General features: G+C 62.6%; 13 protein-coding genes. 7 read left to right on the forward strand and 6 right to left on the reverse strand.

Annotation, left to right across the window (positions count from 1 at the left end; all coding sequences use genetic code 11):
- Positions 1 to 9: 9 nt before the first annotated feature.
- The 6 genes from ACNFHO_RS22535 to norR form a co-directional block, all read right to left on the reverse strand.
- Positions 10 to 3,099: a multidrug efflux RND transporter permease subunit gene (locus tag ACNFHO_RS22535; RefSeq protein ID WP_416767398.1), complete on the reverse strand. Its 3,090-nt coding sequence runs from the start codon at positions 3,097 to 3,099 to the stop codon at positions 10 to 12.
- On the reverse strand, positions 3,096 to 4,259 hold the full coding sequence (locus ACNFHO_RS22540; RefSeq protein ID WP_416767400.1) for an efflux RND transporter periplasmic adaptor subunit: 1,164 nt from the start codon (positions 4,257 to 4,259) through the stop codon (positions 3,096 to 3,098). The genes ACNFHO_RS22535 and ACNFHO_RS22540 overlap by 4 nt, the downstream gene beginning before the upstream one ends.
- Before the next feature lie 447 nt (positions 4,260 to 4,706).
- A complete protein-coding gene (locus tag ACNFHO_RS22545; protein ID WP_416767402.1) occupies positions 4,707 to 5,441 on the reverse strand; it encodes a YkgJ family cysteine cluster protein in 735 nt (244 codons plus the stop codon).
- On the reverse strand, positions 5,438 to 5,749 hold the full coding sequence (locus tag ACNFHO_RS22550; RefSeq protein WP_112899157.1) for a hypothetical protein: 312 nt from the start codon (positions 5,747 to 5,749) through the stop codon (positions 5,438 to 5,440). Before ACNFHO_RS22550 ends, ACNFHO_RS22545 begins: the two co-directional genes overlap by 4 nt.
- 90 nt (positions 5,750 to 5,839) lie before the next feature.
- Positions 5,840 to 6,739: a chemotaxis protein gene (locus ACNFHO_RS22555; protein WP_416767403.1), complete on the reverse strand. Its 900-nt coding sequence runs from the start codon at positions 6,737 to 6,739 to the stop codon at positions 5,840 to 5,842.
- Positions 6,740 to 6,849: 110 nt separating this feature from the next.
- Positions 6,850 to 8,394, reverse strand: coding sequence for a nitric oxide reductase transcriptional regulator NorR (gene norR / locus ACNFHO_RS22560; protein ID WP_414154248.1), 1,545 nt, complete (start codon positions 8,392 to 8,394; stop codon positions 6,850 to 6,852).
- A 155-nt stretch (positions 8,395 to 8,549) separates the two neighbouring features.
- Here norR and hmpA point away from each other — a divergent pair, with 155 nt between their 5' ends.
- The 7 genes from hmpA (at position 8,550) to cyoE (ending at position 15,968) form a co-directional block, all read left to right on the forward strand.
- Entirely contained in the window at positions 8,550 to 9,728 is a 1,179-nt protein-coding gene (gene hmpA, locus ACNFHO_RS22565; protein ID WP_416767404.1) for an NO-inducible flavohemoprotein, read from the forward strand.
- Between the two features lie 352 nt (positions 9,729 to 10,080).
- Positions 10,081 to 10,587: a disulfide bond formation protein B gene (locus ACNFHO_RS22570; RefSeq protein ID WP_054892511.1), complete on the forward strand. Its 507-nt coding sequence runs from the start codon at positions 10,081 to 10,083 to the stop codon at positions 10,585 to 10,587.
- A 556-nt stretch (positions 10,588 to 11,143) separates the two neighbouring features.
- Positions 11,144 to 12,088, forward strand: coding sequence for a ubiquinol oxidase subunit II (gene cyoA / locus ACNFHO_RS22575; RefSeq protein WP_054892512.1), 945 nt, complete (start codon positions 11,144 to 11,146; stop codon positions 12,086 to 12,088).
- 3 nt (positions 12,089 to 12,091) lie between these two features.
- A complete protein-coding gene (cyoB, locus tag ACNFHO_RS22580) occupies positions 12,092 to 14,110 on the forward strand; it encodes a cytochrome o ubiquinol oxidase subunit I (protein WP_063546100.1) in 2,019 nt (672 codons plus the stop codon).
- A gap of 3 nt (positions 14,111 to 14,113) precedes the next feature.
- A complete protein-coding gene (locus ACNFHO_RS22585) occupies positions 14,114 to 14,737 on the forward strand; it encodes a cytochrome o ubiquinol oxidase subunit III (protein WP_054892514.1) in 624 nt (207 codons plus the stop codon).
- A complete protein-coding gene (gene cyoD / locus ACNFHO_RS22590) occupies positions 14,737 to 15,069 on the forward strand; it encodes a cytochrome o ubiquinol oxidase subunit IV (RefSeq protein ID WP_054892515.1) in 333 nt (110 codons plus the stop codon). The genes ACNFHO_RS22585 and cyoD overlap by 1 nt, the downstream gene beginning before the upstream one ends.
- An 11-nt stretch (positions 15,070 to 15,080) precedes the next feature.
- Positions 15,081 to 15,968 carry a heme o synthase gene (gene cyoE, locus ACNFHO_RS22595; RefSeq protein WP_054892516.1) on the forward strand — a complete coding sequence of 296 codons (888 nt, stop codon included), beginning with the start codon at positions 15,081 to 15,083 and terminating at the stop codon, positions 15,966 to 15,968.
- Positions 15,969 to 16,072: the final 104 nt, after the last annotated feature.

Here is a 16,072-nt window from a genome sequence, read left to right on the forward strand (position 1 = left end):
GGGTTTGTCTCAACTGGCAGTCGCGGCCGCGTTGGCGACCGTGCGGCGGTGGAACACACGTTCCAGGGCCAAGTATATGACGGGGGTGGTGAACAGCGTCAGCGCCTGGCTGACCAGCAGGCCGCCGACCACCGCGATGCCCAGCGGCTGGCGCAGCTCGGCACCGGCTCCGAAGCCGAACATCAGCGGCACAGCGCCGAGCAGGGCAGCGAGGGTGGTCATGATGATCGGTCGGAAGCGCGTCAGGCAGGCCTGGTGGATCGCCTGCTCGGGTGTCATGCCCTGCGTGCGCTGGGCATCGAGGGCGAAGTCGATGAGCAGGATGCCATTCTTCTTGACGATACCGATCAGCAGCACGATGCCGATCAGGCCCATGATGGTGAAGTCCTGGCCCATGGCCCAGAGCAGGATCAGGGCACCAAGCCCCGCCGAGGGCAGGGTGGAGATGATCGTCAGCGGGTGCACGAAGCTCTCGTAGAGCACACCGAGGATGATGTACACCGCCACCAGTGCGGCGAGGATCAGCCACGGCTGGCTCGACAGCGAACTCTGGAACGCCTGTGCCGCGCCCTGGAAACTGCCGACGATGGCGTCGGGCATGCCCAGCTCGCGCTGGGTCTGTTCGAGGATGCGCACCGCATCACCCAGGGCCACGCCGGGGGCGAGGTTGAACGACAGGTTGGCGGCCGGGAACAGGCCGTCGTGGGCGATCGACAGCGGGCCGGTGCTGGGCGGTGCGACATGCGCCAGGGCCGACAGCGGCACCATCTCGCCCGACAACGGCGAGCGCAGGTAGAAGTAGTTCAAGCTCTCGGCCTTGCCGCGCTGGCGGGCATCGAGTTCGAGGATCACCTTGTACTGGTTGGTCTCGGTCTGGAACTCGCTGATCTGGCGCTGGCCGAAGGCGTCGTACAGCGCCTGGTCGACGTCGGTGGTGGTCAGGCCGAAGCGTGCGGCGGCCTGGCGGTCGATGTCGATGTGGGTGACGCTGGCGCCCAGTTGCAGGTCGTTGGACAGGTCACGCAATGCCGGGTTTTCCCGCAGGCGTTCGGTCAGGCGCTGGGTCCACAGGTTCAGGGCCACGCCATCGTTGCTCTTGAGCACGTACTGGTACTGGGTGCGCGACGGGCCGGAGCTGAGGTTGATGTCCTGGCCTGCGCGCAGGTACAGGACAATGCCGGGCACCTGGGCGAGTTTCGGGCGCAGGCGGTCGATCAGTTCGCTGGCCGATACATCGCGCTCGCCGCGGGGCTTGAGACTGATCCAGAAACGGCCGTTGGCGATGGTCTGGTTGCTGCCGGTGACCCCGACGGAATGGGAGAAGGCGCGCACCGCAGGGTCGGCTTCGATGATCTTTGCCAGGGCCTTGTGCTTCTCGATCATCGCCGGATACGACACGTCGGCTGCGGCCTCGCTGGTGCCGAGGATGAAGCCGGTGTCCTGCAGCGGGAAGAAACCCTTGGGGATGGCGACATAGCCGATCACTGCCAACGCCAGGGTCAGGCCGAACACACCCAGCGTCAGGCGTTGGTGGGCGAGGGCGCGGTCCAGGCCCTTTTCGTACCAGCGCACCAGGCGCTGGCCAAAGCCATCGTGGTGTTCCTGCGGCGGTTTGCGCATGAACAAGGCACAGAGGGTCGGGGCCAAGGTCAGTGATACCACCACCGAAATCAGGATGGTCGAAGTGGCCGTCAGGGCGAATTCCTTGAACAATCGCCCGACCACGCCGCCCATGAACAGCAGCGGAATGAACGCGGCGATCAGCGAGAAGCTGATCGAGATCACCGTGAAGCCGATCTCCCCGGCGCCCTTTATCGCCGCCGTGCGGCTGTCATCGCCGGCTTCCAGGTGACGGTGGATGTTTTCCACCACCACGATGGCGTCGTCGACCACGAAGCCCACGGCGATGACGATGGCCACCAGGGTGAGGTTGTTGAGGCTGAAGCCTGCCACGTACATCAGTGCGCAACTGGCGATCAGCGACACCCCCAGCACGCTGGAGACGACCAGGGTTGCCGACCACTGGCGCAGGAACAACGCCATCACCCCGATCACCAGTATCACCGCGATCATCAGCGTCAGTTCCACTTCATGCAGCGAGGCGCGGATGGTCTGGGTACGGTCGTTGAGTACCGACACCTCGACCGAGGCCGGCAGCATTTCCTGCAAGCGGGGCAGGGCGTCGAGCACGCGATCGACGGTGTCGACGATGTTGGCGCCGGGCTGGCGGAAAATCACCAGGTTCAGCCCAGGTTTGTCCCCGGACCAGGATTTGACATAGGCGTTCTCGGCGCCTTCGATCACCTTGGCTACGTCCTGCAGGCGCACCGGGGCGCCGTTGCGGTAGCTGACGATGAGCTGGGCGTAGTCTTCGGGGTGGAACAACTGATCGTTGGCGGCGATGGTCGAGACACTGTGTTCGCCGTACAGCGCGCCCTTGGCCAGATTCAGGCTGGTCTGCTGGATGGCCTGGCGGATATCGGCCAAGGTCAGGCCGATGGCCGCGAGCTTCTCGGGCTGCGCCTGCACGCGAATCGCGGGGCGCAGTTGGCCGGTGATATTGATCAGGCCGACCCCGTCGATCTGGCTGAGCTGGCGCGCCAGCAGGGTTTCGGTGTAGTCGCTGAGCTCGTTGCCAGGCATCTGCTCGGAGCTGACGGTCAGCACCAGCACGGGGCTGTCGGCCGGGTTGACCTTGCGCCAGGTCGGTGGGCTGGGCAGGTCCTGCGGCAGGCGCGCAGTGGCAGTGTTGATCGCGGCCTGGACTTCCTGGGCGGCGGTGTCGATGTTCTTGTCGAGGGTGAACTGCAGAATCAGCGTGGTTGAGCCCAGGGCGCTGCTGCTGGTCATCTGGGTCATGCCGGGGATGGCGCTGAACTGTACCTCCAGCGGCGTCGCCACCGACGACGCCATGGTTTCCGGGCTCGCGCCGGGAAGCTGTGCGGTGACCTGGATGGTCGGGAAATCTGCCTCGGGTAACGGCGCCACCGGCAGGCGCGGAAAGGCGATGGCCCCCAGCAGCACCAGGGCGAAGGTCAGCAGCAGGGTGGCGATGGGGTGGTCGATGCACCAGGCCGAAACGCCTTTGCGGGTGATCATGGCTGGCTCCGGCGGTCAGCCACTTCGGGGCTGGCGGGCACGTCGGGGGCGACCTCGACCCGTGCCCCGGGCTTGAGGCGCGACTGGCCGTCGAGCACCAGGCGATCACCGGCCTTGACCCCGGCGACGATGTTCAAGTCGCTGTCCTGATAGAGCACCTTGACCGGAACGCTGGCGACCTTGTCGCCATCGAGGCGGTAGACGAAATGACCATCGACGCCGCGCTGCACCACCGGCGGCGGCACCACCAGCGCCTGCTCATCGACAGCGGTGCGCAGGCGGATGGTCACCAGTTGGCCGGGCCACAGCAGGCCATCCTTGTTGTCGAATTCGGCCTTGATGCGCACCGTGCCGGTGTTGGCCGAGATCTGGTTATCGATCAGCGCCAGATGGCCCTGGCCGAGCAGGCTGCGTTCGCCGTCGGCGTCCATGTAAGCCTCGACCACCGCCGGCGAGGGCGCTTTGAGCAGCGTCTGCAGAGTCGGCAGCATCTGCTGGGGCAGGGCGAACTCGACGGCGATCGGGTCGATCTGGGTGACGCTGAACAGACCTTGGGTGTCGCTGCTGCGCACCAGGTTGCCGGGGTCGACATTGCGAATGCCGACGCGACCGGTTACTGGTGAGCGGATCTGGGTGTACGACAGCTGTACTTCGGCATTGGCGATGGCCGCCTGGTTGCCCTTGACCGTGGCCTGGAGTTGATTCACCAGCGCCTGTTGCTGGTCGAGGGTCTGCTTCGAGACACCGTCGTCGCTGCTCAACAGGCGGTAGCGCTTGAGGTCGACATCGGCCACCTGCAACTGTGCCTGGCTCTGGCCGAGTTGGGCGCGGGCCTGCTCGAGGCTGGCGCGAATCGCACGGTCGTCGAGGGTGGCAAGCAGGTCGCCTTCCTTGACCCACTGGCCCTCCTTGACCAGCACTTGGGTGAGGATGCCCTCGACCTGCGGGCGTACATCGACGCTGTGCAGCGAAAGCACCGAGCCGATCGCGCTGGCAAAGCGCGGCACGTCCTGCTGGGTGACGCTGATCACCCTCACCGGCACGGCGTTTTGTGCGCGTGGGGCAGGCGTGTCCTGGCGCAGGCGCAGCCAACCGGCCACCGCGATCAGCAAGAGGATGGCCAGGGCGGCGAGGACGAGGGGGCAGGAGGGACGTCGCATCGAGGCTGATACCGGTCAGTGGGGGAGGGCTGGAAACCGTGCTGGCGTCTTTCGGTTCCAGACTTTTGTCAGATTCTTTTCTGCTTATAGCCCGCCGATCGGGTCGGCAACGTGACGTCTGGCTGACAGCGCTGACAGTTTCCAATCATTGATGGCCAGTTGCCAAGGAATTGAGCTGGACCAGTGCTCATCCGGGATTTGCCCTGGAGTCGAACGCCAACGTTGGAGGTGAGGTGCCGCAGATTCCAGCCCAGTGCGATACCTGTAAGAGCAACTGTCTGGTTCAAAATCTGAAGGTCAGCCCAATCCCTGTGGGAGCGGGTTTACCCGCGAAAAAGACACCGCGCTGCCTGGCACGGGCTACGCCCGTGTTCGCGGGGCAAGCCCGCTCCCACAGGGATTGGGCTGGCTTCTAGATTTTGAGCCAGACAGTTGCTCCACACGCACTCAGAACCCGATAAAGGCGTAGTACACCGGCGCTTCGCCGGTCGTCAGCAGCCCATGCCCCTGCAGCCCGTCGGCCAGTTCGGCATCTTGCACATGGACAGTCCATGGCACGTGCGCTCGATCGCTTACCTGATCCAGCGCCGCGAGAAACGCAGGCATGTCTGGCAGCCAGGCGGTAAAACCGTTGCCCTTGAGCGCGCTGGTGGTCATGCCCAGCGCCTGGCAGACGGCAACCTTGGCGGCGATGTCGTCGCGGTCGGCCTGGCGCGAGGCTTCGATCAGTGCGGCCAGTTGCGGATCGACGGCCCTGTTGCCGACGATCAGTTGCGGGCCTTGTTGCCAGGCTTCGGGTGGGCAATCCTTGGCTTCGACGCGCAGAGGCAGGTGCGGGTTGATCTCGGCCGGATAGATACGACAGACCAGCGGGCGTGTTTCATAGATGCCGCACAGGTTGTTGGCATCCAGGTTGCGACAGCGCCCTGGATTGAAGGCCGCGAAGGTCACCGAGACCCGCACCTCGGCGCTCCCGCAAGGCACGGCGAGCGAACGGCGCAGCACATGATCGCGTTGCTCGACCGGCATGCCCGGGCCATCGGTGATGAAGCCTTCGATCAGCACCACGACCTGACCGCCACTGGCAGCCCACTGGCGGGACTCGGCGAGCGTGAGGGGTACGTGGTGGCCGGTGCAGCACTTGCCGCAGCCGGTGCAAGCGAAACGAATGCCGTCGCTCACTTGGCGCCTGGCTTCCATTCGGTGACGTAGGCTTGCTGCTGGGCGCGGTCGTACAGGCACAGTTCGGTGCCTGTCTGGTTCTTCATGGATTTCGGCTTGTACACGCCTTCGATCAGCAGGGCGCTGTAGGCGGTGCGGTCGTCGAATTCGGCGGGCTTGCCCAGGGCGTGGGCGTCCTTGAACTGGCTGGCGGCCAGGCAGCGCTTGACCATCTGCTGGCGGTACTCGTTCCAGGCGTCGGGGCTGGAGGCCTGGGCAAGACCACTGGTCATGGCGAGGGCAATCAGGGCAGTGCGAAGAAGGGTCATAAGCGGTACCGGCAAGAAAACCTCGGAAGGGGAGTGATTATGCCCGAGTCCTCCCCACCATCAAGTGAAGGCATTGTGTCGCCAGATGTATCAGCTCTCGGCGAACCCGACCGCTCGCGCCGCGACGACGAGGCAGTCGGTCAGCTCGGGCGAGGAAAACTTGGTGAGAATCGCGTTGGCGCCTGCGGCCTTGGCTTTTTCGGCGCTCATGGCGCTGTCCAGCGAGGTGTGCAGCAGCACGTAGAGGTGCTTGAAGTCCGGGGTCTCGCGCACGGTGCGGGTGAAGGCGTAGCCGTCCATCTCGGACATTTCGATGTCCGACACCACGATGTTGATTTCCTGGGCGGTGCCCTGCAGCTCCAGCAGGACGTTGATCGCATCCTTGGCGCTGCGCGCGGTATGGCATTCGACGCCGAGGTGGCGAAGGGTGTGCACCGATTGCTGCAGCGCCACCTGGCTGTCGTCCACCACCAGGATGTTGGCGGCGGCCAGCAGGCTGGCGTCTTCTGCGCTGAGTTCGCCGGGATGCGTTTCAGGTTCCGGCGGGGCGATGCCGTGGATGACTTTCTCGATGTCGAGCACCTGTACCAGCGTATTGTCGACCCGGGTCACGCCAGTGATGAAGGAGCGGTTGCCCGAGCCGTAGGGCGGTGGCTTGATGTCGGTGCTCAGGCAATGGACGATGCGGCTGACCGCCTGCACGTGCAGGCCCTGGCGGGTGCGGCTGATGTCGGTGACGATCAGGCAGCCGCCATCCGGGTCGGCCAACGGCATTTCGCCGATCGCCCGCGACAGGTCGATCACCGACAGCGAGTTGCCGCGCAGGGTCGCTACGCCTTTGACGTGGGGATGCGACTCGGGAAGCTTGGTCAGGGGCGGGCAGGGGATGATCTCGCTGACCTTGAGCAGGTTGATAGCCATCAGCTTGCCGCTGCGCAGGGTGAACAGCAGCAGGGACAGCGAGTCCGCGCGGGCATTTTGCGTGGCCATGGGTAACCTTCAGGTATGTCTGGAAAGGAGAGATGTCGGGTTATCGGCCTGGAGTAGCCAGGCTTTAGGCCCTCATCCTGATGGTTGGCGCGGGTCCTGTGGGGCTGCCGTCAGCGCAACCCCAGGCGCTTGGCCAGTCGGCTCAGGTTCGCCCGGTCCAGCCCCAGTTCGCGGGCGGCAGCAGCCCAGTTGCCCTGATGGCGCGTCAGGCAAGCCTCGATCAGTTGTCGCTGGTAGTCGTCCAGCGCCTCGCGCAGCCCGCCTTGTGGTAGATCCGTGGGCGATACGGGGACACTGGCAGCGGGTATGGCAACGGTTGGGCGCAGGTCGAGGTCGGGCGCTTCCAGCGTGAGGATGCGTGGACGCTGCGGGTGTGAGCCGAGGGCCTTGAGCGCCGATCGCCCGATCAGGTGCTCCAGCTCGCGCACGTTGCCCGGCCAGTCATAGGCCAGCAATGCCGACTGGGCACCGGCGCTCAGGCGCAGGCTGTTGAGCCCCAGGCGCGAACGGTTCTGCTCGAGGAAATAACCCGCGATCATCAGCACGTCACGCCCGCGCTCGCGCAGTGGCGGCACCAGCAGTGGATAGACGCTCAGGCGATGGTAGAAGTCGGCGCGGTAGTTGCCATTGCGTACCTCTTCGGCAAGATCGCGGTTGGTCGCCGCGATCAGGCGCACATCGACCCGGTGTTCGCGGTCAGAGCCCAGGCGTTGCAGTTGCCCGCTTTGCAGCACCCGCAGCAGCTTGGCCTGCACGGCCAGCGGCAACTCGCCCACTTCGTCGAGGAACAGCGTGCCGCCGTTGGCCAGCTCGAACTTGCCGCGTCGCTCGCCGTGGGCGCCGGTGAACGCGCCGCGCACGTGGCCGAACAGTTCGCTTTCCACCAGGGTGTCGGGCAAGGCGGCGCAGTTGAGGCTGACCAAGGGCTTGTCGGCGCGATTGCTTGCGCGGTGCAGGGCCTGGGCCACAAGCTCCTTGCCCACGCCGGTTTCACCGGTGATCAACACGGTCAGGTCGCTGCCCCCGACCAGGCGGATTTCCTCGAGCAGCCGCTTGTGGGCCTTGCTCTGGCCGATCAATTCTTTGTCCTGCCCGCTGGCCTGGCGATAGACCTCGGCGCGCAGGTGCTCGTCCTCGGCACGCAGGGCCAGGCCCTCGATACGCTCGGCCACGGTGACGGTCGCGGCGGCGAGGCTGGCGAAAGCCTGCAGTGCTTCGAGCTCGAGGCTCTGGAACTGGCCGGGAGTGAGGGCGTCAAGTGTGACCAGGCCCCAGGGTCGTTCATCGACCATCAGCGGGCAGCCCATGCAGTCGTGCACTTCCAGGTCTGCATCGTGGGCGTTGACCAGGCCGTCATAAGGGTCGGGCAGGTCGCTGTCGCTGGCGAAGCGGGTGGGCTCGCTGCGGCTGAGCAGAATCTTGAAGCGGGGGTGTTCGCTGACACGGAAACGCCGTCCCAGGGTGTCCGGCGACAGGCCATCGACCGCCAGCGGCACCAGCCATTCGCCGTCAAGCCGCAGCAAGGCGGCCGCATCGCAAGGCAGCAAACCGCGCATGGCCTGCAGCAGGCGACGATAGCGCTCCTGGTCGGGCAGGTCGCGAGACAGGTCGCTGACGAGGGGGAGGAGGGCGGTGAGCAGGGGCTTTGTAGTCATTTGGACTCCTGTTGGTCATCATGACTATATACCGGAGTAGGTCTTTTTGACATGGATTGCTTGCAGGCCTCGGTTTCATTGGGCTTTGGAGTTGGCACGATTGCTGAAGTGGGCTGGGTAACCATTCGTAGCCCAAGGCTCAGGGAGTCACTGCAATGCTCAATGCCGAACAACGTGCAATCATCAGGGCCACTGTCCCACTGCTCGAAAGCGGTGGCGAGGCGCTGACCACCCACTTCTACAAGATGATGCTCAGCGAGTATCCCGAAGTGCGTCCGCTGTTCAACCAGGCGCACCAGGCCAGCGGTGACCAGCCTCGTGCGCTGGCCAACGGCGTGCTCATGTATGCCCGTCATATCGACCGGCTGGAACAACTGGGTGGCCTGGTTGGCCAGATCATCAACAAGCATGTGGCCTTGCAGATCCTGCCCGAACATTACCCGATCGTTGGCAGTTGCCTGCTGCGCGCCATCGAGGAAGTGCTGGGCAAGGACATCGCCACCCCGGAAGTGATCGCTGCCTGGGGCGCGGCCTATGGCCAGCTGGCCGATATTCTTATCGGTGCCGAAGAGGGCCTGTACAAGGCCAAGGAAGAGGCTGACGGCGGCTGGCGTGGTGCCCGGGATTTTCGTGTGGTGCGTCGTGAGCAGGAAAGCAGCGAGATCGTCTCGTTCTACTTCGCGCCCATCGATGGCAAGCCGGTACTCAAGGCCGAGCCTGGTCAGTACATCGGCCTGCAACTGTTCATCGACGGTGCCGAACAGCGCCGTAACTATTCGCTCTCGGCATTGTGCGATGGCGAACAGTACCGCATCAGTGTCAAGCGCGAGGCCGGGGGCAAGGTGTCGAATCATCTGCACGATCAACTGCAAGTCGGCGACACGCTCAAGCTGTTCCCGCCGTCTGGCGACTTCACCCTGGCACCTGGCGACAAGCCGCTGGTGCTGATCAGTGGGGGTGTCGGCATCACCCCGACCCTGGCGATGCTCGAGGCTGCGCTGAAGACCGAGCGTCCGGTGCACTTCATCCACTGCGCACGCAACGGTTCGGTGCATGCTTTCCGTGACTGGATCGACAGCCTGGCGGCGCAGCATCCGCAACTGCAACGCTTCTATTGCTATGCCGAGGACGACGGCAGCCGTGACGCCAATGCGGTCGGCCTGCTGACCCAGGATCTGCTGGCCGAGTGGCTGCCGCGAGCGCGTGACGTGGATGCCTACTTCCTTGGACCGAAGGGCTTCATGGCGGCGATCCGTCGTCACCTCAAGGCCCTGGGGGTTCCGGATGCGCAGAGCCGCTACGAGTTCTTCGGGCCGGCGGCTGCTCTGGAATGATCTACTGACCAGGCTGGCGTCTTCGCGGGCAAGCCCGCGAAGGGGTTGGCCTGTCCATATATAAGGAAGGATGAACAGCGCCCCGCAGCTTTCATCTTTAATCCTCCTTTAATCACTGTATCCTTCACTCCCGGGTGTCGAGGGGCTGGTCCCTGCGCGACGCCCGGGCAGCCGCTTTTTTTTACCGGCCAAGGTTGAACCGATGTTGCCAACGCCGGTCACAGCATCTCCGGATAGCCCTGCGCAGCGCTGTCTCGCCGCTTCCTCGACACGCTAAGAGACCATCCCTGCGTGTAGACTTGCGCCCAGGCAGGCGGAACACGCTGCCACCTATCCATCCAAGGAATCGGCAATGAACGAACAAACCCTGCGCCTGAATCGGGAACGGCGCTTCCTCGTGCTGTTGGGGGTAATCTGCCTCTCGCTGATCGGCGGCGCGCTGTACATGCAGGTCGTGCTAGGCGAGGCACCTTGCCCGTTATGTATCCTGCAGCGCTATGCCTTGCTGCTGATCGCGCTGTTCGCGTTCATTGCCGCAGCCATGCCCGGACGACGGAGCCTGACCTTCTTCGAGGCGTTGGTCGTGCTCAGCGCAATTGGCGGAATCGTTGCGGCCGGCAACCATGTGTATATACTCGCCAACCCGTACGCCAGTTGCGGTGTCGATGTACTGCAGCCGATCGTCGACGACCTGCCCCTGGCGCGACTCTGGCCCCTGGCATTCCAGGTCGACGGTTTCTGCACCACACCGTACCCGCCCATCCTGGGTCTGTCGCTGGCGCAATGGGCGCTGGTGGCGTTCGTCCTCACTGCCATCCTCGTGCCGCTGGGCATCTATCGGAATCGGCGCCGGGCTTAGACAAAAGTCCCGATTTGATGCAGGTCTATTGCACGGTGAGATAACCGGCAAAATTTCCCCAGAGACTGATCCTGATCAACGTTGAGCCCTTGTAGTACAAGGGTTTCAGGGCTATCAAGCCGGGTGCGACAAACTGTCGCGAAGTTGATTTTTCAGGCAGGATTATTACAAATCCTGTAAAAGACTGTTGCTCAATAAGTCATAGTCAAGGGGGGGCGACCTATCTACAATCGCCCCCAATTTCCGTTCGGCACTGCTTGCGAGTCGCAGGATTGAAGGAAGCCCCAGCGCTCCTTTTGCTGACTTCGACAAGTTTCGCCCAACGGCGATCCGGGCGGACACCCCTCCGCGTTTTCCCGCACCAAATGGAATTGGTCTGAAGTACAGGCCTTTAGCCTAAGAAAACCCCAAGCTCGTCCATACGCTCAACGCCCAGATCCAGCAGTCGGATCCCAGGCAGGCGCGGGTTCGAGCTCGAAATGCTAACGCTTGGCAGGACGAAGTGTTGGCGAACAAAACACATTGCATTGAAGCAAGCTGATCTAGAGGTCGTGAGATGAGTAAAAAGCGTTACCCCAGACTGTTTGGCATATTGCCCTTTTTAGGCATGCTTTTACTCAGTGGGTGCAACTGGACCCTGCTCGACCCGAAGGGCCAGGTCGGCATTGAGCAAAAGAACCTGATCCTCATCGCTACCGGCCTGATGCTGCTGGTCGTGGTGCCAGTCATCATCATGACCCTGGTCTTCGCCTGGAAGTACCGTGCTTCCAACAAGGCTGCCACCTACACCCCCGACTGGTCGCACTCGACCAAGATCGAAGCTGCGGTGTGGATCATCCCGATCCTGATCATCATCGCCCTGGGCTACGTCACCTACCACTCCACCCACAAGCTCGACCCTTATCGTCCGCTGGATTCCGATGTGAAGCCGGTGCAGATCGACGTGGTCGCCCTGGACTGGAAATGGCTGTTCATCTACCCGGAGCAGGGCATTGCCACGGTCAACAAGATCGTCTTCCCGGCTAACACTCCGGTCAACTTCCGCGTGACCTCCGACGCCGTGATGAACTCGTTCTTCATCCCTGCGCTGGGCGGCCAGATCTACGCGATGGCTGGCATGACCACCAAGCTGCACCTGATCGCCAACGAAAATGGCGAGTTCGACGGTATCTCCGCGAACTACAGCGGTGCTGGCTTCACCGGTATGAAATTCAAGGCAACCGCCACTTCGCAAGCCGACTTCGATGCATGGGTCGCGCAAGTGAAGGCTTCGCCGAAGAAGCTGGACAAGGCCGAATACGACGCCTTGGCCAAACCAAGCGAAAACAACCCAGTCGAGCTGTACAGCGAGGCTTCGCCTGACACGTTCCAGCTCATCGTCGACAAGTACGAAGGCATGAACCGTGGTCGTCCGAGCCACGAAGAAGCAGGCAGCAAAGACCTGGCCACTACCAAGGGTGTGGAAACGAGTATGCAACCAGCTGCCGGTGCAGAGGAGTAAGAGATGTTCGGTAAATTAAGCCTGGAGGCGATTCCCTATCACGAGCCGATAGTCATGGTGACGCTTGCCATTGTCGCGCTCGGGGGCCTCGCCGTCGTTGGTGCCCTCACCTATTTCCGCAAGTGGTCCTACTTGTGGACCGAGTGGCTGACCACGGTCGACCACAAGAAGATCGGGGTGATGTACATCATCGTCGCGATGGTCATGCTGCTGCGCGGCTTCGCCGACGCCATCATGATGCGTACCCAGTTGGCTGCCGCTACCGGCGGCTCCGAAGGCTACCTGCCGCCTGAACACTATGACCAGATCTTCACCGCCCACGGTGTGATCATGATCATCTTCATGGCGATGCCGTTCTTCACCGGCCTGATGAACCTGGCCCTGCCTCTGCAGATCGGTGCACGTGACGTTGCCTTCCCGTTCCTGAACTCCCTGAGCTTCTACCTGCTGCTGGCAGGTGTGCTGCTGGTCAACATCTCCCTGGGCGTCGGCGAATTCGCCAAGACCGGTTGGGTTGCCTATCCGCCATTGTCGGGGATCCAGTACAGTCCGGGCGTAGGGGTTGACTACTACATCTGGGCGCTACAGCTATCAGGCTTGGGTACGACACTCACAGGCGTGAACTTCCTGGTCACCGTTCTGAAGATGCGCGCACCTGGCATGAAGCTGATGGACATGCCGATCTTCACCTGGACCTGCACCTGGGCCAACGTGCTGATCGTCGCTTCCTTCCCGATCCTGACCGCCGCACTCGCCCTGCTGACCGTTGACCGTTATCTGGACTTCCACATCTTCACCAACGAGCTTGGTGGGAACCCGATGATGTACGTCAACCTGTTCTGGGCCTGGGGTCACCCTGAGGTGTACATCCTGATCCTGCCGGCGTTCGGCGTGTTCTCGGAAGTGACCTCGACCTTCTCCAGCAAGCGTCTGTTCGGCCACCACGCGATGATCTACGCATCGGGTGCCATTGCCGTACTGGGCTTCGCGGTCTGGCTGCACCACTTCTTCACCATGGGTGCAGGCGCCAGCGTCAACACCTTCTTCGGCCTGGCGACGATGCTGATCTCCATTCCGACCGGTGTGAAGCTGTTCAACTGGCTGTTCACCATGTATCAGGGCCGCGTGCGTTTCACTCCGCCGATGCTCTGGACCCTGGGCTTCATGGTCACCTTCTCCATCGGTGGCATGACCGGCGTACTGCTGGCCGTTCCAGGTGCTGACTTCGTGCTGCACAACAGCCTGTTCGTTATCGCCCACTTCCACAACGTGATCATCGGCGGCGCGGTGTTCGGCTACATTGCCGGCTTCGCCTTCTGGTTCCCGAAAGCCTTCGGTTTCACCCTCAACGAGAAGTGGGGCAAGGCGGCATTCTGGTTCTGGCTGTCCGGTTTCTACGTGGCCTTCATGCCGCTGTACGCGCTGGGCTTCATGGGTATGACCCGTCGTCTGAACCACTCCGACAACCCACTGTGGGAACCCTACCTGTACGTGGCCGTGGTCGGTGCAGTGCTGATCCTGTTCGGTATCGCCTGCCAGCTGATCCAGCTGTACGTATCGGTTCGCGACCGCAACCAGAACCTGGACGTCACCGGCGATCCATGGGGTGGCCGTACCCTGGAATGGTCGACTTCGTCGCCACCTCCGTTCTACAACTTCGCCCACATGCCCGAGAAGGTCGGCCTGGACGCCTGGCAAGAAGCCAAGGAAGCCGGTGTCGCCTACAAGGTGCCGGCCAAGTACGAAGCGATCCACATGCCGAACAACACCGCTACCGGTCTGTTCATGGGTCTGTTCCTGACCATCTTCGGCTTCGCTTTCATCTGGCACATCTGGTGGCTGGTGGGTGCGAGCCTGGTAGCAACCATCGCGGTCTTCGTTCGCCACGCTGCGCGTGACGACCAGGGCTACATGGTCCCTGCCGAAGAAGTGGCGCGCATCGAAGGCGAACGCCAGCGGGCCCTGCAGCTTGCCGGTGTACCTACCGGTGGCGCACGTGTCGAAACCTTTGAACGGGTGTAATCAATGTCCAGTCAAGTAATTCACGGCGATGCACATGGTCACGACCATGGGCACGACGATCACCACCACGACTCGGGCCAGATGACCGTCTTCGGTTTCTGGCTGTACCTGATGACCGACTGCATCCTGTTTGCGTCGCTCTTCGCCACCTACGCGGTGCTGTCCGGCAGTTTTGCCGGCGGCCCGTCGGGTCATGACATCTTCCAGCTCGACTTCGTGCTGGTCGAAACCGCATTCCTGCTGCTGTCCTCGATCACCTTCGGCTTCGCCATGCTGAAGATGTTCGCCGGTAACAAGGCAGGCGTACTGGGCTGGTTGGCAGTGACCTTCCTGTTCGGTGCAGGCTTCATCGCGATGGAAATCTACGAGTTCCATCACCTGATCGTTGAAGGCTACGGCCCGCAGCGCAGTGGTTTCCTGTCGGCGTTCTTCGCGCTGGTCGGTACCCACGGCCTGCACGTGACCTCGGGTCTGATCTGGATGGCCATCCTGATGTACCAGATCAACAAGCACGGCATCACGCCGACTGCCAAGACCCGCATGAGCTGCCTGAGCCTGTTCTGGCACTTCCTGGACGTGGTCTGGATCTGCGTCTTCACCGTCGTCTACCTGCTGGGGGTTCTGTAATGGCTAACGCACACGACACTCACCACGAAGGTAACCACGGCAGCGTGAAGTCCTACATGATCGGCTTCATCCTGTCGATCATCCTGACCGCGATCCCGTTCGGCCTGGTGATGTATCCGACCCTGCCGAAGAACCTGACCGTCCTGATCGTGGTGGCCATGGCCGTCATCCAGGTCGTGGTGCACCTGGTGTACTTCCTGCACATGGACCGCTCGAAAGAGCAGCGTTCCACTGTCTCGACGTTCCTGTTCACCGCTCTGGTAATCGCACTGCTGGTAGGCCTGTCGCTGTGGATCATGTTCAGCATCCACTACGAAATGTTGGCCAAGTGAGGTAAGACTGCATGTCCGTGAAGCACTTTATCCAAATCACCAAACCGGGGATCATTTTCGGTAACGTGCTTTCCGTGGCAGGCGGTTTCTTCCTTGCCGCGAAGGGCCATGTGGACTTCGCCCTGTTCCTGGCGGTGGTAGTAGGTACTTCGCTCGTGGTTGCGTCCGGTTGCGTGTTCAACAACTGCATCGACCGTGACATCGACCAGAAGATGGAACGTACCAAGAACCGCGTCATGGTCCAGGGCGGTATGTCGCTGCCCCTCGCACTGATCTACGCCACCCTGCTTGGGGTGGCGGGCTTCAGCCTGCTGTATGTCCAGGCCAACCCGCTGTCGGCGTTCTGCGCGTTGATCGGCTTCGTGGTCTACGTAGGCTTCTACAGCCTGTGGCTCAAGCGCAAATCGGTGCACGGCACCCTGGTCGGCAGCCTGTCCGGTGCCATGCCTCCGGTGATCGGCTATTGCGCAGTGAGCAACAGCTTCGACCTGGCAGCGGTCACGCTGCTGGTGATGTTCAGCTTGTGGCAGATGCCGCACAGCTTTGCCATCGCCATCTTCCGCTTCAAGGATTACAGCGCTGCCAACATCCCGGTCCTGCCGGTGGCTCGCGGTATCCTGGCGGCGAAGAAGCAGATCGTGCTGTACGTGCTGGCCTTCGTGCTCGCCACGCTGATGCTGACGCTGGGTGGGTATGCCGGTCTGGGTTACCTGGCCGTTGCGGCTGCCATGGGTCTGTACTGGTTGTACATGGCCTGGGGTGGCTACAAGGCCGAGGACGACAGCAAGTGGGCACGCAAGGTGTTCGGCTTCTCCATCCTGACCGTTACCGCGCTGAGCGTGATGATGTCGGTGGACAGCCAGACCGCTGCCGACGTGCTGATGACCTACGCACGCTGAAGCCTTCGCGCTTTACAAGAACCCGGCCTTTGGCCGGGTTTTTTGTTGGCAGATTTTCCGTCTGCGTGCAGGCGTTCGAACACACTAGTTTGGGCCTCCAAACC

Origin of the sequence: Pseudomonas sp. NY15374 (assembly GCF_048068255.1) — a bacterium.
Lineage (GTDB): Bacteria > Pseudomonadota > Gammaproteobacteria > Pseudomonadales > Pseudomonadaceae > Aquipseudomonas > Aquipseudomonas machongensis.